At 59.3% G+C, this 19,940-nt stretch carries 16 protein-coding genes and 1 pseudogene; 6 read left to right on the plus strand and 11 right to left on the minus strand.

Features of this window, described 5'->3' with window-relative positions:
- Positions 1–2: 2 nt before the first annotated feature.
- The 4 genes from AEQ63_RS04400 to AEQ63_RS04415 all read right to left on the minus strand — a co-directional run bounded on the left by AEQ63_RS04400 (position 3) and on the right by AEQ63_RS04415 (position 2,451).
- The gene (locus tag AEQ63_RS04400; protein WP_064361919.1) at positions 3–353 is read right to left on the minus strand and encodes an antibiotic biosynthesis monooxygenase family protein; all 351 of its coding nucleotides are present in this window, start codon (positions 351–353) and stop codon (positions 3–5) included.
- Between the two features lie 29 nt (positions 354–382).
- The gene (locus AEQ63_RS04405; protein WP_064361920.1) at positions 383–1,357 is read right to left on the minus strand and encodes a zinc-dependent alcohol dehydrogenase family protein; all 975 of its coding nucleotides are present in this window, start codon (positions 1,355–1,357) and stop codon (positions 383–385) included.
- 63 nt (positions 1,358–1,420) lie between these two features.
- A complete protein-coding gene (locus AEQ63_RS04410) occupies positions 1,421–1,723 on the minus strand; it encodes an ArsR/SmtB family transcription factor (RefSeq protein ID WP_024012559.1) in 303 nt (100 codons plus the stop codon).
- A gap of 134 nt (positions 1,724–1,857) precedes the next feature.
- The gene (locus tag AEQ63_RS04415) at positions 1,858–2,451 is read right to left on the minus strand and encodes an NADPH-dependent F420 reductase (RefSeq protein ID WP_064361921.1); all 594 of its coding nucleotides are present in this window, start codon (positions 2,449–2,451) and stop codon (positions 1,858–1,860) included.
- A 106-nt stretch (positions 2,452–2,557) separates the two neighbouring features.
- Here AEQ63_RS04415 and AEQ63_RS04420 point away from each other — a divergent pair, with 106 nt between their 5' ends.
- Entirely contained in the window at positions 2,558–3,484 is a 927-nt protein-coding gene (locus tag AEQ63_RS04420; protein ID WP_064361922.1) for a LysR family transcriptional regulator, read from the plus strand.
- Between the two features lie 168 nt (positions 3,485–3,652).
- Positions 3,653–4,612 (plus strand): EamA family transporter, encoded by a 960-nt coding sequence (locus AEQ63_RS04425; RefSeq protein WP_064361923.1) that lies wholly within the window; start codon positions 3,653–3,655, stop codon positions 4,610–4,612.
- 114 nt (positions 4,613–4,726) lie between these two features.
- Here the strand turns inward: AEQ63_RS04425 and AEQ63_RS04430 are convergent, their stop codons facing one another.
- The 5 genes and pseudogenes from AEQ63_RS04430 to AEQ63_RS04450 all read right to left on the minus strand — a co-directional run bounded on the left by AEQ63_RS04430 (position 4,727) and on the right by AEQ63_RS04450 (position 9,510).
- Positions 4,727–5,383, minus strand: coding sequence for a DUF2931 family protein (locus AEQ63_RS04430; RefSeq protein WP_064361924.1), 657 nt, complete (start codon positions 5,381–5,383; stop codon positions 4,727–4,729).
- Positions 5,383–6,923: pseudogene (locus AEQ63_RS04435) on the minus strand (T6SS phospholipase effector Tle1-like catalytic domain-containing protein). Before AEQ63_RS04435 ends, AEQ63_RS04430 begins: the two are co-directional and overlap by 1 nt.
- Before the next feature lie 138 nt (positions 6,924–7,061).
- On the minus strand, positions 7,062–7,421 hold the full coding sequence (locus AEQ63_RS04440; protein ID WP_064361925.1) for a DUF6124 family protein: 360 nt from the start codon (positions 7,419–7,421) through the stop codon (positions 7,062–7,064).
- Positions 7,422–7,899: 478 nt separating this feature from the next.
- On the minus strand, positions 7,900–8,460 hold the full coding sequence (locus tag AEQ63_RS04445; RefSeq protein ID WP_152972329.1) for a nucleotidyltransferase family protein: 561 nt from the start codon (positions 8,458–8,460) through the stop codon (positions 7,900–7,902).
- A 183-nt stretch (positions 8,461–8,643) separates the two neighbouring features.
- Entirely contained in the window at positions 8,644–9,510 is an 867-nt protein-coding gene (locus AEQ63_RS04450) for a LysR family transcriptional regulator (protein ID WP_042609638.1), read from the minus strand.
- 154 nt (positions 9,511–9,664) lie between these two features.
- Here AEQ63_RS04450 and AEQ63_RS04455 point away from each other — a divergent pair, with 154 nt between their 5' ends.
- On the plus strand, positions 9,665–10,432 hold the full coding sequence (locus AEQ63_RS04455) for a sulfite exporter TauE/SafE family protein (RefSeq protein WP_064361926.1): 768 nt from the start codon (positions 9,665–9,667) through the stop codon (positions 10,430–10,432).
- A gap of 102 nt (positions 10,433–10,534) precedes the next feature.
- Here the strand turns inward: AEQ63_RS04455 and AEQ63_RS04460 are convergent, their stop codons facing one another.
- On the minus strand, positions 10,535–16,003 hold the full coding sequence (locus AEQ63_RS04460) for a trifunctional serine/threonine-protein kinase/ATP-binding protein/sensor histidine kinase (protein ID WP_064361927.1): 5,469 nt from the start codon (positions 16,001–16,003) through the stop codon (positions 10,535–10,537).
- A 77-nt stretch (positions 16,004–16,080) separates the two neighbouring features.
- On the minus strand, positions 16,081–16,752 hold the full coding sequence (locus AEQ63_RS04465) for a response regulator transcription factor (RefSeq protein WP_064361928.1): 672 nt from the start codon (positions 16,750–16,752) through the stop codon (positions 16,081–16,083).
- Positions 16,753–16,951: 199 nt separating this feature from the next.
- Between AEQ63_RS04465 and AEQ63_RS04470 the strand changes: the two genes are divergently transcribed.
- The 3 genes from AEQ63_RS04470 (at position 16,952) to AEQ63_RS04480 (ending at position 19,929) form a co-directional block, all read left to right on the plus strand.
- The gene (locus AEQ63_RS04470; RefSeq protein WP_064361929.1) at positions 16,952–17,956 is read left to right on the plus strand and encodes a GlxA family transcriptional regulator; all 1,005 of its coding nucleotides are present in this window, start codon (positions 16,952–16,954) and stop codon (positions 17,954–17,956) included.
- A 97-nt stretch (positions 17,957–18,053) separates the two neighbouring features.
- On the plus strand, positions 18,054–18,434 hold the full coding sequence (locus tag AEQ63_RS04475; protein WP_064361930.1) for a response regulator transcription factor: 381 nt from the start codon (positions 18,054–18,056) through the stop codon (positions 18,432–18,434).
- A gap of 298 nt (positions 18,435–18,732) precedes the next feature.
- A complete protein-coding gene (locus tag AEQ63_RS04480; protein WP_064361931.1) occupies positions 18,733–19,929 on the plus strand; it encodes an S-type pyocin domain-containing protein in 1,197 nt (398 codons plus the stop codon).
- The last annotated feature ends 11 nt before the right edge of the window (positions 19,930–19,940 follow it).

Genomic DNA, 19,940 nt, shown 5'->3' on the forward strand with positions numbered 1-19,940 from the left:
CATCAGAACACTTGACTACCTGTGCTTGCGCTGCTGCCCGGAACGCTCAAGTCGCCATCCGGAAAAGCACCACCCTCAATGTGGTAGACCTTCGGTTCTGCGGAAAAATAATCCTCCAGCCCCAGCATGAACCGCTGGTGGTCGTCACTCTCCTCAAACCCCGGCGAGTGATCCTCAAGCGAGCGCCAGCGCACGATCAAATTGAATTGCTCGGGCGTTTCGATACCTTGCGCCAGCAAGTGCCCGCCGTATCCCTTGGCGCGGGTGAGCAGCGGTTCGACTTCGGCAAATGCGCGTCGGAAGGCTTCAGTCTGTTGCGGGTGAACGGGCAGGACAGCGATTTCATAAACCATGACGTTTCTCCAGAATGAGTTGAACGCGTTCAGACGATGAGCGAAGGCTCAACGGCGATGGCGATTTTTCCTATGAGTCCGTTGTTGGCACTCTCCAGTCTTGCGTGGGCGAGCGGGATGTCGGCGAGCGAATAGACGGCGCCAACATGCGGCCGCAGCTGGCCGCGCTCGACCAGCGCGGTCAGTTCATCGAGCTTGCCGCGGTTCTGCCGGGTAAAGACGAAGTGATAGCTGGCGTTCTTGCCCCAGGCCTGGACGAGGTTTTGTGGCTGCGCGATGTCGACGATCGAGACAACGCGGCCAAGCTGGGCGAGCGCGTCGGCACTGCGAGACAGGGTATCGCCACCGATGGTGTCGAACACCACATCAACGCCATGCCCGGCGGTTTCGCGCATGATCGCTTCAACGTAATCCTCTTGGGTGTAATCGATCACCACATCGGCGCCCAGGCTGCGGGCGAACTCGGCGTTGTCTTCGCGCACGGTGGTGAACACCCTGGCGCCCATGGCTTTCGCCACCTGAATCGCCACATGGCCGACACCGCCCGCGCCGCCGTGGATCAGAATGCTCTCGCCGACTCGCAGCACAGCGCGCACGGTCAGCGCTTCCCACACCGTACCGCCGACCAGACTCAGACTCGCCGCCTCGAGGTGACTCAGCGAGGAAGGCTTTCGGGCGATGATGCTTTCGGCTGCGACGTGGTACTCGGCATAACTGCCCTGCCCGTCGAATATCTGCGGGGTGTACCAGACTTCGTCGCCCGGCGCGAAGGCGCTGACGCCCGGCCCGACAGCTTCAACCACGCCCGATACGTCGTGACCGGTAATGGCTGGCAGCGGCACTAGATCGGGATAGTCACCGCGGCGCACCTGGTAATCCAGGGGATTGATGGAAGTGGCGTGCACCCGGACCAGCACCTGGCCCGCTTGCGGAACCGGTTTGGCAACGTCGCTCAGTTCGAACGAATCAGGACCGCCGAAAGATTTCAGAATCATCGCTTTCATGGGAACACCTCGTATCGATAAAGAGGGATATCGAGATTTATCGATATCCTGCGGTAAAAAAATTTACAGCTCTTTCCCTATGATCTCTGCAAGCGCGCTGATAGCAGCCTCATTGCGTTTGTAGTAGGTCCATTGACCGATGCGCCGCACTTCAACCAGCCCCACCCGCTGCAACGTGGCCAGATAACTCGACACCGTCGACTGCGACAGGCCGATGCCTTCCTGGATGCTGCTGACGCAGACACCCTCAACGAGAACGTCACCCTCATCCTGCGGGGGGAAGTTCTTGACGGGATCCTTCAGGCCTTCAAGGATCTTGAGGCGCGTCGGGTTCGAGAGGGCTTTGAAGATTTCGATCAGTTCCATGCGCCGAGGATATCGAGATTCTTAGATATGTCAATGCGCGATATTGAGGCGATTCGCAGTCGGCGACGGGCGGCAGGACATCAGGATCTGCGACCCGTCCGCCCTACTCACGTTGTGCTTCCCGGACTCATTCGTCAGCCATGTTTCACGAGATTCAATGCCGGCAACGGTCCGCCCGGGAATTGCGCAAGCACGCCCTGCTGCACACCGCCCAGATCGATGCCGTAAAAACCCAATCGGTCTATCAGCTCTGCAACCCTGGCTTTGCTGGCCGCATCCTCACCGGAATAAAACAGCACACGCTTGCCGCCCTCGGTGGTGGGATCGGTCAGCAGAGCCGCGAGCAAATGATTGAAGGCCTTGACCACGTGCGCGCCGGGCAGCATCTGCGCCAACAATTGTGAAGACGGCTGGCCGCCCAGATCGACCGGTTTGAACAATGGCGCCTCAATCGGGTTGTTGGCGTCGATCACGATACGCCCCTCCCAAGGCCCGAGATCGCGCACGGCATCGGGAATTTTCGACCAGTTCACCGCCAGAAAGACGATGTCCGCCTGACTCGCCTGCTGAGCAGTTACGGCTTGCGCGAGTGGGCCCAATTCGCCGACCAGATCGGCAAGGCTCTGCGGCCCACGACTGTTGGCCAGGCTGACCGAAAGGCCAGCGTTGACGAGCAACCGAGCGATGGCGGTGCCGATGGAGCCTGTACCAATGATGCTGATGTTCATGTCTGTTTCCTCAAGTAGTTGATGAGGCCATGAGACGCTTTTTGATCTTCCACCAGTAGTGGAAGACCAATAGAATCACTTTCAATCATTCGTTGAAGGTGCGCAGATGGAGACGTTAGGCAATTTGCTGTCATTCGTGCGCAGCGCCGAGGCGGGCAGCTTCTCTGCCGCCGCGCGACGCCTGGGCCTTACGCCCGCGGCGGTCAGCCGCAATGTCGCGCAACTGGAGGCCAACCTCGGCGTGCGTTTGTTCCAGCGCAGCACACGCAAACTCACCCTCACCGAGGCTGGAGAGCGCTTTCTGGCCAACGTCGGTTCGGGACTGGAAACCGTTCAGGCGGCAATCGCCGATGTCGCGGGCAACGCTGGCGAGCCTTCAGGCGTTCTGCGTCTGAACGCAGCGCCAGGGTTCGCTAGGGATTTTCTGTTGCCGCTGATGCCCGAGTTTCTTAAGCGATACCCCGCCGTAATCCCCGAATGGCACCTCGATAATCGCCAGGTCGATCTCATCGCGGATGGATTTGATGCGGCCATCGGCGGCGGCATCGAGCTGGCGCAGGGCGTGGTCGCCAGAGCCATCGCGCCGGCGCATCTGATTCTGGTGGCATCGAAGGAATATCTCTCGGGACACAAGCGCATCCGGCGCATTGAAGAGCTGTCGACGCTGGATCATCTGGCCATGCGCTCGGTACAGACCGGCAAGGTGCGCAGCTGGATGCTGCAAGGGCCCGATGGACAACGAGCACCGCTGGAGTTGGCGCCGCGCCTGTTGGTCAACGATCCGCAAGCGCTGTGTCAGTGCGCGCGGCTGGGATTGGGGGTTGCGCTGTTGGCAGTTCCGGATGTGCTGCCGTATCTGCAGGACGGCACGCTGGAGAGGGTATTGCCGGAGTGGTATGTCGATGCGGGGCAGATCTATTTGTATTTTTCCAGTCAGAAGCTGTTGCCGGCGAAAACCCGGGCTTTTGTGGATTTTCTGGTGGGTCAGGCTCGAGAGGATGGATGGGCGACTCGACTCGGCGCTCGGGCTTAGTAAACAAGTTATACGACCTCTTAAACTTAATCAGCATCATGCCTAAGCGCTTTATGAAGCCTTTCAAGCTTGCCGCTCCTGCTCGATTACGGTACAAATCGGGCAGTTGTACGACAACATAATAAAAACCTGAGCCACCCTGAGTGGCTATCATTTTTGAGATCTGCCATGTCCCGCCCTGAATTTGCCCCAACCGTACCGCCGCCCTTCCCTCGCTATCTCGCCGTGATCATTCTGTTGTGCATGGGTTGTGCGTTCGCCGGCAACCACGTCGCGGCGCGGGTGGCTTTTGATGACGGCGCGGGTGTGCTGCTGGCGATCCTGATGCGTTCTGGCGGGACCTTGCTGGTGCTGGCCATTCTGGTGCTGTGGCAACGGCAGAGTTTGCGTCTGCCAGCAGGCGCCTGGCGCTGGCAATTGTTGTTGGGCCTGCTGATTACCGCGCAGAGCCTGTGTCTGTACTCCGCTGTCGCACGGGTGCCGGTCGCTTTGGCGCTGCTGGTAGCCAACGTATTTCCGATCCTGCTCGCCTTGCTGACCTGGGTGTTGGGCGGGCCACGACCGAGCGCTCGAACCGCCATGTTGATGGGGTTGATCCTTGTCGGGCTGGTGTTTGTGCTGGATGTCCCCGGACGTCTGTCAGACAGCGCCAGCGTCGGCCCGGAATGGCTAATGGGCGTCGCACTCGCCTTCTGCGCCGCCAGCGTCTTCGCCTGCGCGCTGTGGATCACCGACCACAAACTGTCGCAAGTGCGCGGCTCGGTGCGCAGCCTGCTGACCATCTTCATCGTGTTCAGCAGCGTCAACCTTGCCGGAATGACCGGCGCCCTGCCCGGCGGACTCAACCTCCCCGCCACCTCAACCGGCTGGCTGGCCCTCGCCACGCTGGTCGTGCTGTACGGCACCGGTTTCATCGTCCTGTTCATCTCCGTGCCCCGACTGGACATGCCGCGCAACGCACCGGTGATGAATATCGAGCCACTGGCGACGTTGCTGATGGGCTGGATTGTGCTGGATCAGATGCTCAGCAGGGGGCAGATCGTAGGTGGCGTGATTGTGGTGAGCGGGATTGTTTTGCTGACGTATCGGAAAGCGGCGGTGAAGGTTGGGGTGAAGGCTGAGGTTTGAGGGTTGTGGTAGCGTGAGTTATAGGAGGACGCCCCGACTAGCGCTCCCCCTCGATGCCGGGCCAGCAGATCGAATTGGCTGCTTGAGTGGCAATTGCACTCCAAGGCACGCCACTTACCAACTACCGTACGGGATGCCGAACTTGTCGATATACCGTTTTGCCTTTTCACTCACCGGATAGGCATAGCGTCCTTGGTTCTTCCCTTGGCCAGGCCCCAACGGCTCAATCTCAGCCTTGGCTCTGGCTACTTTGACGGGACGGTGACAGGAATCGCGCACAAACACCTGCACCACGCCTCCGGGAGCCAGTCCCAAATAAATGGAGGCGCTATAGCTGGCTTGTTCATCCGGAGTTTCGGGGCACCTCTGATTAACCGATGCCAACATCAGCTGTCTGGCTTCTTCCGGTACGTCTATCCAGACGCGATATGTCTGTGATTCAGCGATAGATTGCCAGCGCACATAAATGCGCTTGGGCAAGTCGGCACCAATCACCGGTTTTGCAGCAGCGCCAACCGCATGCCAGCCTCGCGCGGACTCTTCACCGGTTTCCGGCTCACCGCCCGCTGCTGTTCCTGATCCGGTGCGCCTGAATAGCTTGCCGTTGATGTCTTCAACGGCGCTGTCTTCAACCCATACCTTCATGTAGTAGGGTTCGGTGAATGCGAGCTCCCATGAACCCGATCTGGGGTCGGAACCGGCGGACAGCGGATCAGCGGATTGGCAGCCTGACATAAACAGTGCAAGCAAGATGGTCACGAAAATCTTCATTACCAAAGCGTCCAGTCAGGTACGTGTGGATGTTGCACTCGGATGGAGTCTTGAGTTGGTGCGTTGATGTACACAGCTTTTATTCCGCTTCCGTCTGCTCGTCCTAATGGATGGTTCCAGTTGGCGGATGTGTGAATGTATTTCAATTTCAGCAACTCGTTCTCCTGCGGCGTGACGCTGTAGTTTCCAGCGAGAAATCTATCGCACATGGCTTGTAGCTCTGCCGGAATCGTTAAATCAGGAGTATCTGGAATGTCGTTGAAGCGAGCACCCTTTTCTTTAGCCAAGCGATGCATCAGCCGCAGGTAAACCCTGGACAGCATGCCGCTCACCGGGCGCTTAAGCTGAAGAGCAGCGTAAACACGCTTTTGATTACGACTGAGCCGATCTTGTGGTTCATCAGGGATGAATGAGGCTTCAGGCGTTACTATTTCCAGCATGTCTTTAGGCCAACCTTTGGCCACCCATTGGCTTTGTGCATCAAGTGCATCGCGATAGATTGAAGTCGCTTTGACGTCAGTGCTCAAGGACACAACGAGCGTTTGCATGGGGCTTACCAGTACACACTCTTGGGCGCTCTCGAGATAGCCTCCGCCGATATCCGAATGTACCCCGGGTAGCGTAATTTCCAAATGATCAGCTTTGACACGACTCAGCGCGAAGTTAGCCCTGCATTCATCGCGCGCTGATAGTTGGACGACATCGGTAAAGAAACGACGGTCGAGATAGAGTTTTATGCCGGTCGCGATTGGGCTCTTGATGTTTCCGAGATTGGACCAACCAGCTATCGACGGGACTGTGTCGAACAAGCCAATGAAGCCTATATCGATGTCGCCTTGGTATCGGTCGTTGAATTTTGGACTGAAAGCCCGTGGCAGGTTTCTTAGAACAGTGCCAAGTGGGCCGCGGCTAGTGCGGACGACCTCATTGGCAAAATGGCGCGCAGCAGCCGCGCCGCGACTGAAGCCAAACACATCAAATTTCAAAGATGTGATTTCACTGCCTGGATTATCGAACAGAGCTCGGCTGATCGCTTGTTGAATGCTCGGGAATGTGGATTCGACTCTGTTGGCTACACCGGTTTCTCCCCGACCAGTGCCTGCACCGAACTTGCTGTCTTCTTCGCCGGACCGCGTTCCGATACCCTCGACATAAACGACGCGAGAAGCGCTCTTATGAGCGCCCTCTCCTACTGCCCCAGGCATGGCGTCGTACAGGTCACTCAGCTTTTTCACATTGCTTACATCGTTACCATAACTACTGTCCGGATCACTCATGTAAGGATACAGCTAGCTGGAATGTCCTCCGGCGCAATCGGATGCTGAGCACCACACAACAACCCCGCAGCAGAGTTATTGGCATTGTTGCCCGTGCCATCAAAGAACACCCCGATCCTCAACGCGATGCCAATCTTCTCTGGCTCGCGCGCAGGCTCCTTCCCATGCTTCTCATACTCGGCCCAGTGCTGGGCGTGTATGTCGACGGGTTTGGCTTGTTCGTAGCGGTAGTTTTTCGGCGGGTTTGGAACGTAGCCACTCAATCCTTGATTCCTTGTTCTGATCCTTGAAGAACGGCCCGAAGGGTGACAGTCGGGGCCGGGTGGTGCAAGCCGTGGCGGTGTGCCAGCCATGGCACGACCGTGGGATGCGACGAGGTTTAGCTCTCGTCGCGTTGGGGGTTATTTGGCTATTTCGACTTTATCCAAAGCTTGGTTCACGGCGATTTCGCCGAGCATGACGACCTGGGCGATGCCCAGCAGGGTTTTGCGGCGCGGGTTGTCGAGCAGCGCGGCGAAGTCGTAGAGCATGGTGGTGGCCGAGCCGAGGGATTCGCTCGCGTTGGCCAGCAGAGATTCGGTGTCGTATTTCGGGTTGGCGAGGAACATCTGTTCCGGGATGTTGGTGCTGGCCAGTATGTCCGCCGGGCCGAGGTAGTGATCGAGGGCGCGTTCGGCGGCTTCGTGGAGTTTTTTCGAGGCGCTGGATTCGTAGGGCGATGCGGGGTCGGTGGCTGGCGGATTGGGTGTGACTTTGAACATGGTGAAACTCCTAGTTAGGAAAAGGAGCCTTCACAGTCGCTACCAAACGAAGGTGGCGGCCATACGCGGGTTGGTAGACCGGTAACTAGGAACCGGCACACCCTAAGGTGTCCTGCGCATGGCCACCATTGAGCAGAGACCTGAAGCAGGTCCGCGAACGGCGCGCGATGCGACTAGTTATGGCGGGCTACCAAACCCGATCGCTGTTCTGCAGCGACCGACAGACGATAGAACCCGCGACCTAGACGCACAAGTCGGCGGATTCTGGCGTAGTCGTAGGGAATGGCGCAAGGCGTTGTAGCCGTTTGCTTGTGTCTTGAATAACTGTTTAAACGGGCTGGGTGCTTTCTGTTTATGTGGTGGTGAATGGGCTGGGGTCATCGCGAGCAGGCTCACTCCTACAAGGATTGGGGGCTAGTCCAAGATCACTGGTGTTTGGGCCACCCAAGTCGCCTGGCAGCTCGCTGCCCTTGGGATATCAACCCTGCGTAACAAGCGTCAACCGCGGCCAAATCTCGAGCCATCTCTTCGACTGAACGCGTTCCACAAACACCGCGTATCTATCACTCTCAAATCGGGCGGTTGGTCGCACTTTCAGCGCAAACAAATCCTCCAGTCCCAACGGCGCCGAAACCTCTATAGCACCCTGCTGATCAAGCCTGACCCCAACCGCCGTAGCTGTCTCGGGCCAACGGGTCATGGCGTCGGCAGAAGATTGATAAGGTGCATCGGCGTTTCGCTTGTGCATGCGAGCCTGGTTCTTCACCGACCAGTTCAGGCCACTGCACCGTGTTGCAAGCTCGGCCTCCAAGGCGAAGTCCGTTTGCGCACTGTGACGTGTTTTGTCGAACCAGATGAGATCAATGTCCCCGGGCAATCGCGAGGGTTCGCGCTGGTGCAGATGATCCCAGACCAGGCTGCGCACAAAACCGGCGGCAACCCAGCTGTCCGGCAAGTTCAGATCCCTGACTGTGCGCAGGATGTGCATCCGGAGGGGATCTCGAGTAATAAGATCCCGCAGTTGCGCTTCAAGATTCAATTTGTTCAATCCATTGCCTTTGATTGCAAGAGCCTATCAGGCGTCTCGGTAAGAGCTCAGCGACGCCGGCGTTGCCCTGCTTCCTCACTCCGTCGCCCACAATTCGCTATCCGGACAAGTCCCTTGTGATGAATGACTCGCGCAGGCGAGCTTTGCAGGAAAGTGCCAACTGCCGCTCACTGCTCAAACCTTGAACTCTTCCTTGAGCAAATCGGCAAACTTGTCTTTTGCACGATGAGATTCAACGTGCTTGTTCCAGATAAAATAATTTTGCACGGGCGTTAGATCTTTGAAAAAGAATCCTTGAATACCGCCGATTTGCTGGAACTGTTCAAATATCCCTTTCGGCACCAACGATACCCCCGCGCCCGCACTGACGCACCCAAGGATGGTGCCATAACTGGCTATGCTTGTTATCGGGCTGGATAGGTTGTGCCGCTCCAGCCAGGCAACCAACGCCCTCCTGTAGGGGCATCCTTCAGGCCACATGAATAAATCCACGCCATGCAAATCTTCTGGATGGTTTAGCGGCCCTGCGGACGGCGAAGCAATCAGGACCAGATCCTCCTCATAGATCTCGATACTCTCAATATCCGGGTGTTCCGGCCTCACGGCAATGATTGCCCCATCCAGTTTATGACTGACTACCTCAGCGGATAATTGCGACCAGTCGCCAGTGCTGAATTGCATCTGCACTGCTGGGTAAAGTTGATGATACCTGGACAACAGCTTGGGTAATCTGCCCGTAGCAGACGATTCTATGGCACCAATCCTGAGATCTCCCGACGGCGCTGACGACGGATCAAGCGCTCGGTGCGACTCCTCGCACAAAGACAGGATTTTGTTGGTATAGCCGAGAAAAATCCGACCGGAGGGGCTGATGATCAATCCCCTGCCTTTCCTTATAAAAAGATCAACCCCGAGTTCTCGCTCCAATAGTCTGATTCGATTGGTGATATTGGACGGCACACAGTGCAGCTCTTCAGAAGCACGAATAATACTGCCTCGATCAGCGACCTTTTTGAACATGACGAGCTGCGACAATTCCATCCCAATACTCATTGAAAGTGAACAATCGAATCAATGTAAATCAGTTGTTGTATGCCCTCAATGAGGTTTATTTTCCTGACTGGTCGTCGCCTGCGCCCTATGAGCAACCATGCCTTCACCCCCAAAAAATCGAAGTTCTACGAGGATTCAATGCATGGATGTTGAACACGCTGTTCTTGCACTGGGTTTCTTCGCGTTTTGTGGTGGCCTGATAGATGCTGCGGTCGGGGGCGGAGGCCTGGTACAGGTGCCTGCACTTCTACATGCTCTACCCCAGTACAGCCTTGCCACCATTTTCGGCACCAATAAACTAGCTGTTCTGGCGGGCAATATTTCATCAATATCGGGTTACCTGAAGCGCATTAAAATCCGCTGGAATTTAATGCTTCCGACCATGCTCGCCGCTTTTTTATTTTCTTTTCTCGGAGCGCTCTCAGTATCCCTTGTCCCTAAAAGATTGATGGAGATCGTTGTCTTTTTCATATTGATAGTCATGACTATCTACACCTTTATGAATAAAAAACTTGGTTTGGCAGGCAAAGACCGCCACTTCGGAACGAAAGACATTTGCCTTGGAGTTTTCTTTGGCAGCCTGATCGGTTTTTACGATGGTGTGTTCGGCCCGGGCAGTGGCAGCCTGTTGCTGTTTATCTTCGTCAAGGTCTTTGGCTTTGATTTCCTCAATGCGTCAGCCTCTGCAAAACTGGTCAATCTGGGGACGTTCAGCGCTGCGCTCATATTTTTTATCCCCTCCGGTAATGTCTTGTGGGCGATTGGCGGCATAGTTGCTTTATGCAATATGGCCGGCGCTTTGACCGGTGTCTTTCTGGCATTACGTTATGGAAGCAGCTTCATCAGAGTTTTTTTCCTGATCCTGCTCGTATTCCTGATAGGCAGGATGGGGCTCAATTTTTTTTCGTAGATTGAGCAGTTCAACTTGTCACTGCTGCAGAATCCCATCCAAGTGGCGTGAACTCACCGACAACAACACCCGGGTTCGATACCCGGGTAGCTTTGTTACTGATCACGCAGATTCAAAACACGGCAACTGGAACACCACCCGCGCCCCGCTCGGCTCATTGCGCTCGGCCCACAATTTGCCGCCGTGTCCTTCAATGATCGTGCGGCAAATCGACAGGCCCATGCCCAGCCCGGTGGATTTGGTCGTGTAGAACGCTGTGAACACTTGCTCCGCCCGCTCGCAGGCAAAGCCTGGCCCCGAATCGCTGACGCTGATGTGCACGTTATCGCCCAGCGCTTCACTGCGAATCAGCAGACGTCGCTGCCCCTCTGCCATGATCGTCATGGCTTCGAGGCTGTTGATGATCAGATTGAGCAACACCTGCTGCAGTTCGACCCTGTCCGCCACTACTAAAGGCAAATCTGCCGCCAGCTCAACGCTGACCTCGGCGCCGTGCTTGAGCGCTTCGCCACGGCTGAAACCGACCATTTCTTCGATCAGTGGATTGAGGCTGACAGGCTGGCGCTGCGGTGGGGTTTTGTGAATCAGCGCGCGGATGCGTCCGAGAACGTCTGCCGCCCGGTTGCCATCGACAATGATATGCCGCAGGCCCTGCTCCACCTCGTCGAGGTTCGGCGGCTGCGCACCGAGCCAGCGTAGCGCGGCGTTGGCATTGGTGACCGTGGCGGCGATCGGTTGATTGACTTCGTGAGCGATCGACGCCGCCAACTGGCCCATGGTTGCCACGCGATTGGCGTGGGCCAGTTCCGTTTGCACCTGGCGATAACGGCGCTCGCCTTCGCGCACTTGCTCTTCGGCGAGCTTGCGTTCGCTGATATCCAGCACGAAGGCCAGGCCCTGCTGCTGACTGGCTTCGAATGCAGCCAGACCGACGATCACCGGCAGCCGACTGCCGTCCTTGCGGATGTATTCCTTTTCGAATGGCTGCGCGCGGCCGGTGCGGATGGCGGTTGCCAGTGCGGCGTCGCTGTTGGCGCGCATCGACGACGGGGTCATGTCGCGCCAGTGTACGAGGCCCGATAGCAGCTCATCACGGGCGTAACCGACCATGCGCAGGAACGCGTCGTTGGCCTCGATGATTTTCCCCTCCGCGCTCCACACGATGATGCCGATAATGTTCGCATCGACCAGCCGACGGATCTTCGCTTCGCGCTCGGCGAGGTCGCGGTACAGGCGCGCGTTGTCCAGCGAGATCGCTGCCTGCGACGCCACCAGCCGCAGCACGGCCAGACGCGCGGGGCTGAACACCCCGGCGGACAGGTTGTTTTCCAGATACAACGCCCCGACCACCCGCGCCTGGTTCATCAGCGCCAGGCACAGGATCGAGCGCGCGCCACGCTGCTGGATGTACGGATCAGCGACGAACAGCGGATCGGCCGCGGCGTCGTCCAAACACAGGTGGACGCCGGTGCGCAGCGTCTGATACAGCACCGACTCGGCCAGCGCCACCGCGTGCAACGGCTCGTTGCACAGCTGCGTGGCATCGTCGCCAATGCGGGTTTGCGCGGCGATATACGGTGTGTCGGCATTGAGCAGGATGAGCAGGCCCTGTTCGGCTCCGGCCTGTTCGATCGCGGTGCGCATGACCGTTTCAATCAAGCGGTCGAGGACGATTTCGCCGGAGACTGCTTGAGAGACCTTGAGCACCGTCGTCAGATCCAGGTGTTCAACCGCCGTAACGAGGGTGGCGGTCGGCTCTGGCTGCGCGACTTCGGAGCGCAGAAAACGATGTTTGCGATCCAGCTCCCGCACCTTGCCATCGGCGCCCCAACGCACATAGGCATAACGCGCGTCACGCAGATAAACACGGGCGATCTTGGCAAGACCGCGAGCACGATAGAACTGCGCGGCCAGTTCGTTGGCCAGCGCCTCTATATGGACCAAATCGTTGTCCTGGGCCAATTGAATGGCCTGTTCGTACAGCGATTCGGCCTCAAGTAACTGGCCAGTGACGCGCGCCATTTCCGCCGTGACCAGCGCCACCTGACTGGCGAAGGTTTCCGCACACAAGCGCGCCCACGTCTGCAATTGCGCGTGGTGTTGGCCCAGGCGCTGCAACGCATCGACATCGGTTTCGCCGTGAGCGGCCAAGGTCAACGCCGCATAAAAATGGTATTCGGCCTCCTCGAAAAATGCCGAAATCACCCACAACAATCCCTGAACTTGGGTCGCGCATTCAGCGGCGCCCGCGTAATCCCCCGCCAGATAGCGCGCCTGCAACTTGCGCACCCAATACTTGCCGCGTGCCAGCGCCAGGTCCGGCGAGCTGGTCAAATGCGCCTCGACAGCTGTCTCGTCGAATCCGTCGTCGTTGAGACAGCCAAACTGCGGCGTCTGTCCACGCAGCATGCGGATCAGCGCCAACTGGCAGCGCATGAAATCGGCCACCAGACCGAAACCGACCTTCTCTGCATAGCCCAGGCCTGATTCGGTTTGCGCCTGCACCTCTGCCAACGGCTCGCCGATAAATAGCAGATCGGAAATCAGGCTGTTACCGGCAAACGCCGCATACGGCAGATCCCCGGTGCGATGGGCCGCGTTGAGCGCCCGACGCAGCAGTTCGCGGCACTCGCGTACGGGCCGCATCCAGCGCACCACGAAGATCGAAAAGCACAGATAGGTGCTCGCCTCGTAACGCGTGAGGCCGCGTCGATCAACCAGATCGCAGCCCAGGCGGCCAAACCGATAACCGGCGGCATAGTCGCCAAAACGTGGGCCCGACACGCGTCCGAAGTTGGCGTAGAGCAAGCAGGAAGCGTCGCAGTTGCCATATTGCAGGCTCAGGCTGATCGCTTTGCAGATGGTCAGGCTGGCGAGGTTCAAGTTCGATTGCACAGCCGGCGCGAAGAGTTTGCCCAGCGCATCGAGGGTCACCCGTGCGGCGGGGTCTTCCATTGGCGGCAAGTCGATCATCTGCTCAATGGTGCGCCCGCGCAGGTTGGTCCAGACCTGCTGATATTCGTCGCGCACCTGGGCATCGTTCGGATGCGCTGGCCAATCGATGCCGACCCGACGCAGATAGGCCAGACATACTGCCACCGCACGGTCACTGCGATCGAGCAGCAGATAGACATCCATTTGCAGGCACGCCACCGCCGCGCGCTCGACGGTGGTCACGGCGCGCTCGGCCAATGCGGCCAGGCGCGTGTCGGCCTGCGCCAGTTGGCCAGTGAGAAACTCGCATTCGGCGCGGTTCAGCTCCAGCGCAAAACCCAGTTCATGCCGACTGTCATAGCCCTGCTCGCCCAACAACTCCGCCCCGGCCCCCAGGTAGGTCAGCGCCGAGGTGTAGGCGGTCGAGGCCTTGGCGCGCTGACCAGCGAGCAGGTTGAATTCGGCAAGTTGCTCACGTTCGGCGCGCAAGCTGATCAGGTGCGCGCCGCGATTGAGCTGGCCGACAATTTCGAAGATCGCTTCCTCGCGCCGCTCACCCTGGGTTTGCAGCGCGAGCAGCCGGCCGATGCGCAGATGCATTTGCGCCCGTTCGGTCTCAGCGATCAGCGAATACGCCGCTTCATGGATGCGGTCATGCACAAACCGGTAGGCACCGTCCTGACGCTCGACCAGCTCCAACCGCACTGCCGGCCATACCGCCGCGTGGACGTGAGGCACCGGCACACCGAGGACAGTCGCCAGCGTGTCGAAACGTGCAACGTTACCCAAACAGGCGAGTTGTTGCAGCGCCTGGCGCGTTTGCAGCGGCAGCCGCGCCAGTTTGCCAACCATCAAATCGACGACATTGTCGGTATAGCCCTTGCCGTTGATCAGGTGCACATCCCAGCGCCAGCGATTGCGCGCCGGCTCGTAGGTCAGCAGCTTTTCCTCGGCCAGGGCGTGGAGAAACTGGATGACGAAAAACGGATTGCCGGCAGTCTTGTCCAGCACCAGCCGCGCCAGCGCGACGATGCTCGCCGGCGGGCAGCGCAGTGACTCGCTGATCAGTTGTTCGATGTGCGCGCCGGCCAGGGGTGCGAGGCGAATCTCGTCAATCCGTACGCCAGCGCTACACAGCGTGTTGAGGGTACGGCTGAGTGGATGATCGCGATCCACCTCGTTGTCGCGATAGGCGCCTACCAGCAGCAGATGAGGAATCTCGGCACGGGTCAGCAAGTTTTCGAGCAGATCGAGGGTGGCCGCGTCGAGCCACTGCAGGTCGTCAAGGAACAGCGCCAGCGGATGCTCGGCTTGGGCGAACACACCGATGAACCGCTGCAAGACCAGCAGGAACCGTTGCTGCGCCTGCTGCGGTTCCAGCTCTGGCACGGCTGGCGGCTCGCCGATGATCAGCTTCAGTTCGGGGATCAGGTCGGTGATCAGCCGCGCATTCGGTTCCAGCGCCCGCAATAGCGCTTCGCGCCATTGCGCCAGCACTTCGGCACGCTTGCCCAAAAGCGTGCGCACCAGCCCCTGAAAGGCCTGGACCAGCGTCGAATAAGGCACGTCGCGCTGGTACTGGTCGAACTTGCCGGCGGCAAACAAACCACGGGTCGGCACCAGCACTTTGTGCAGTTCACTGACCACCGACGATTTGCCGATGCCGGAGTACCCTGAAACCAGCACCAGCGCCGGAGTGCCTGTTTGCACCACGCCGGTGAAGGCATCGATCAACGTTTGCACTTCGTGTTCGCGGCCGTAGAGTTTTTCCGGGATCAGCAAGCGCTCGAAGGCGCCCTGCTCGTTCAGCGTAAACGTCTCGATCAGCCCTGCCCGGCGCCAGTCGTCGAGGCACCGGCGCAAGTCATGCTCGACGCCGGCCGCCGTCTGATAGCGTTCCTCGGCGGTCTTGGCCAGCAACTTCATGACCACTCGCGACAGCATCGGCGGCACCGTCGCCACGCGTTCACACGCCGGCATCGGCAGCCGTGCGATGTGGCAATGCACCCACTCCATCGGCTCATTGGCGCTGAACGGCAGCGAGCCGGTGAGCATCTGGTAAAGGCTCACGCCAAAGGCATACAGGTCGCTGCGCGAATCGATCGAACGGTTCATCCGCCCGGTCTGCTCCGGGGCCATGTAGGCCAGCGTGCCGGCGATGGTCTCCGGCGGCGTGGGTGCCTGCCGTTCGCGGGGCACGCGCGAGGTCAGGCCGAAGCCGGTCAACCGCGCGGCGCCATCTCGGCAAAGGACTAAGATGTGCTGCGGTTTCAGGTCTTTGTGCACCAGACCACGCTGATGCAGATGGCCCAGCGCTTTGGCAATGTTCACGGCCATTTCCAGGCAGGTTTCGATAGCCAGTGGTGCGACCAGCAATCGCGACAACGGCTCGCCGCCCGGATCATCGAACAGCAGACGAACCCGCGTGCCCGCGCGCTCGAAAGCAGTCGGCCGCAATGCCCAGGCAGGATCGAGGTCTTCCCTGAGGCTGTATTCGTGCGCGAGCCGCTCCAGGGTCGCCGGCGAAGGCTGACCCAGCGCCGGACGCATCGCCAGTACGCTGCCCTCTCCCGACCCGCGCTCGCGGCAAAACACCCGCTCGCCGTCGTCCCACAAAATCTGTTTTTTGCTGGCCATCTGCGTCGACACTGCTCAAGGTTTTTTCTGCCGCACGGTGGCAAGACCTGCGGTTGCTCAAACGATGCGTGTGATGCTCAGGGGCTGCGCAACACGGGTTCGATGCCCAGCGCTTCAGCGATACGCACCAGATCGGCCACCGAACGCGCAGCCAGTTTGCGCTTGACCTGGCCGCGATGGACCTTGACCGTGACCTCGCTGAGGTTGAGTTGTCCGGCAATCTGCTTGTTCATCAGCCCGGCAATGACGAAGCCGAGCACTTCGCGCTCACGGGTGGTCAGGGTTTCGTAAGCGCGACGCAGGACGGCGCCGGAGTGTTCGGCGGCCAGCCGCGCGCGGTCGCGGGCCAACGCACTGGCCACCGCATCGAGCATGTCCTGATCGCGAAACGGCTTGGCCAGAAAATCCACCGCACCGGCCTTCATCGCCTTGACGCTCATGGCGATGTCACCGTGGCCGGTCATGAACACCACGGGGATGCGCAAACCGTTTTTTTCCATCTGCTCCTGAAAGGTCAGGCCGCTTTCGCCGCGCAGGCGCACGTCGAGCACCAGACAACCGGGTACCTCACGTTGCGCTTGCGCGAGGAAATCCGCGGCACTGTCGAAGGTCTGCACTCGCAGGCCGATCGAACGCAGCAAGCTGTCGAGGGCCTGGCGCATCGAGGCATCGTCATCGACCACATACACCACCGGTTCGCTGGGCACACCGGAACTTTGCGCAGGACTGGATTGCGACCACAGGGTCATGGTGTCTCCTCGGCGAGATCGCAGCACGCATTGGGCTGGTCAATAAATCTAGTTCAGGATGCCGACCGCAGCCAGACACCGGCCGGACGGTCAGCGATCAGGCTAACAGTCGTCGCCATTGCCGGCCGGCCAGAAACCCCTGAAAATCGGCCAGGCTGAGGCAGTCCCGCCTTCAGCACTGCAAACAGGCAGGCCCGCGATGTCCACCCTTCCCGCTTTTCCCTCTGCCCCGCGCGACGTGGTGTTCATCGCCTACCCACGCCTGAGCCTGCTCGATCTCAGCGGTGCGCAGACCGTGTTCTGGGCGGCGGGCAAAGCCTTGGCTGAACGCGGGCAGCCCGGTTATCAACTGCACACCTCTAGCCTCACCGGCGGCTTGACCCAAACTGTCGAAGGCCTGCCCATCGATACCCGGGCGTTGAGCACACTGAACACCGCCGCACTGGACACGCTGGTCGTGCCTGGCGCGCCGGACATCTGCCAGAGCCTCGACGAGCACCGCGAACTGAGCGACTGGCTACGGGATCATGCCCACCTCGCCCGCCGCGTGGTTTCGGTGTGCAGCGGTGCGTTTCTGCTGGCCCAAGCCGGTTTGCTCGATGGCCGTCGCGCCGCCACCCACTGGGCGATGTGCGATGCCTTGCGTGATCGATTCCCAGCGATCGAGGTGGATGCCGATGCGATTTTCATTCAGCAAGGCCAGGTCTGGACCTCCGCCGGAGTCACCGCCGGGATCGATCTCGCCCTGGCGCTGGTCGAGGCCGATTGTGGCCGCGAAGTGACCTTGCAAGTAGCGCGCGAGTTAGTGGTTTACATCAAACGCCCCGGCGGTCAGGCGCAATACAGCACGCTGCTGCAATCGCAGGCGCAGGACGGTTCGCTGTTCGATGATCTGCATCTGTGGCTGATGGACCGCCTCGGCGATCCCAACCTGACCGTGCAACGTCTGGCCGAGCAAGCCGCGATGAGCCTGCGCAACTTCACGCGGGTCTACAAAGCACGCACCGGGCGCACACCGTCGAAAGCGCTTGAACTGTTCCGCCTCGAAGCCGCCAAACGCCTGCTGGAAAACTCCCCGCACAAAATCGATCGAATCGCCCGCCTCTGCGGCTTCAGCGACGAAGAACGTCTGCGCGCCTGCTTCCAGCGCCATCTGTCGATTTCCCCCCGCGACTACCGCAGCCGATTCAGCCGCGAAGGCTGAACCGCTATACCTAGGTATAGTTTTGCCCGCTGGCCATTGGCGTATGGTGCAAGAACGACAGGAGTCACCCAGCTCGGCCGCCCGGCCCGGGAGCGTTATGCACAAGACGTATGTCATCGCGGTGGTGGACGACGACGAGGCCATGCGCACGTCGCTGAGCAGTTTGCTGCGAGCGTCGGGTTATCGAGTGCTCGGCTATGCGGGGCCGTCGGATTACCTTGAATCGGATGGGCCGGAGCAGACTGATTGTCTGATTTCCGATATTCAGATGCCGGGCATGACGGGTTTGCAGATGCTGGATGCACTGCGGGCGCAAGGCTGGAGGATGCCGGTGATTTTCGTGTCGGCGCATGCGGGCGATTTGCCTTGCGACAAGTCCCGAGCGACTGATGTCGTTGCCTGCCTGCGTAAACCCTTTGCGGCGCACGAGTTAATTGCCTGGGTCGAGGTTGCACTGCGTAAATCTGAAAACACTTGATAAGGCCGTCAGCGCATTGAATTGCCTGTCGCCTGGATTTATCGACCCATAATCGACTTGGTCGATCATGTCGATGTCTGACAGAAGACAACACGGTCGGCTCCCTCTCGTTGGGGAGAGGGGAAGCTCAGAGATGACCGAAGTAGTTGAGCTATCCCGTTTCCCTCCAGCGCTGACTTGATCACACGGAAATGAGAGGCACCTCAAAATCTAGAATCAAAGCGCCACTAATTGCCACTGCAAACTCCGCCTGTCACCCTTCTCCCCGTTCAAAAGGACCAGAACAAGGAACCAAGGATTGAGCGGCTACGTCCCAAACCCACCCAAGGGTTACCGCAACACCGGCGTCGAACCCATTGACCTGAACGCCCAGCACTGGGCGCAATATAAAGAACTCTCGCCCGCGCCAGACGCAAAACCCGACCTCAAGGGCTGCGTCTTCGCCAAAAGCTGCAACCTGCCCGATGGCGAAATCAACCACAGCAACCCGACAGGGTTCGTCCCCGTTGAAAAACTGGCGGACTACGGGCTATGGGCCGTTTTGGCCACTGGCGCAGCGATTAGCGCCGAAGGCACGTCCCTCCAGTTTGTCGGCGGCTCCGCAACTGGCAGTGCCGTTGCCCAACGGCTGGGCGGCTCACTCGCGCTAGGCCTACTCGACGGTGCAGGCGCCGTTGCAGCAGGCGCTGCCGTGGGCACCGTCGCGCTATTGATGCCCAACACCAGCATCGCCCCGGACAGTGCCTTCTATAAGGACGAGCAATACGCCACGCTTGAAACCGGCCGAACGCGTGTTCGTGTCAACGTAAAAACGTTGCCGGACGGCTCCGTGAACGCCTACGGCTTTTACACCGGCGGCAAGAAGGACTGGGAAAATGTACCGGTCATCAAAGCGCAGAAAGACGGCGAAAAATTCATCGCCGACATCGGCAACGGCATCGGTCTGACCTGGACACCGGGTGCGAGTCCCGATGGAGTGCTGGGGATCCCTGCGCTGGAAGGTGCACCTCAGCTACCTCCCGTCTGGGTCTATCCGCCGACACCACAGTCGGACACGTTGCTGGTCAACCCCGCGCACCCACCTGAGTTCCAGGATGCGATCATCTGGTTCCCGGAGGATGCGGGGGTTGAGCCCATCTACATCGTGCTCAGCACGCAGCTAGAGAAGAACAAGGCGGCGGGCGCCGCCTTCGAGGAAGTAGCGTACAGCGGCTTTTCCGAAGAGATGGAAGAGTCCGGCCAACAAGTCACGATAAAAACACAGAGCGGCACTCGAACCCGTCTCGATATGATAGGCCGAGACGCAAATGGCGACATCGCATGCGTCGAATGCAAAGCCTCTGAAACGGCACCGCTGACCCGGAATCAGAAGCGCGCGTTTCCGGAAATCGAACAGAGCGGTGGCCGAATCATGGGCAAGGGCAAACCCGGCTTCCCCGGCGGCACCCAAATCCCGCCCACCCGAGTGGAAATCTTGCGGCCGCCGCAAAAATAACGAAACCAAGG

The organism is Pseudomonas sp. RIT-PI-o (assembly GCF_001297215.1).
Taxonomy (GTDB): domain Bacteria; phylum Pseudomonadota; class Gammaproteobacteria; order Pseudomonadales; family Pseudomonadaceae; genus Aquipseudomonas; species Aquipseudomonas moraviensis_A.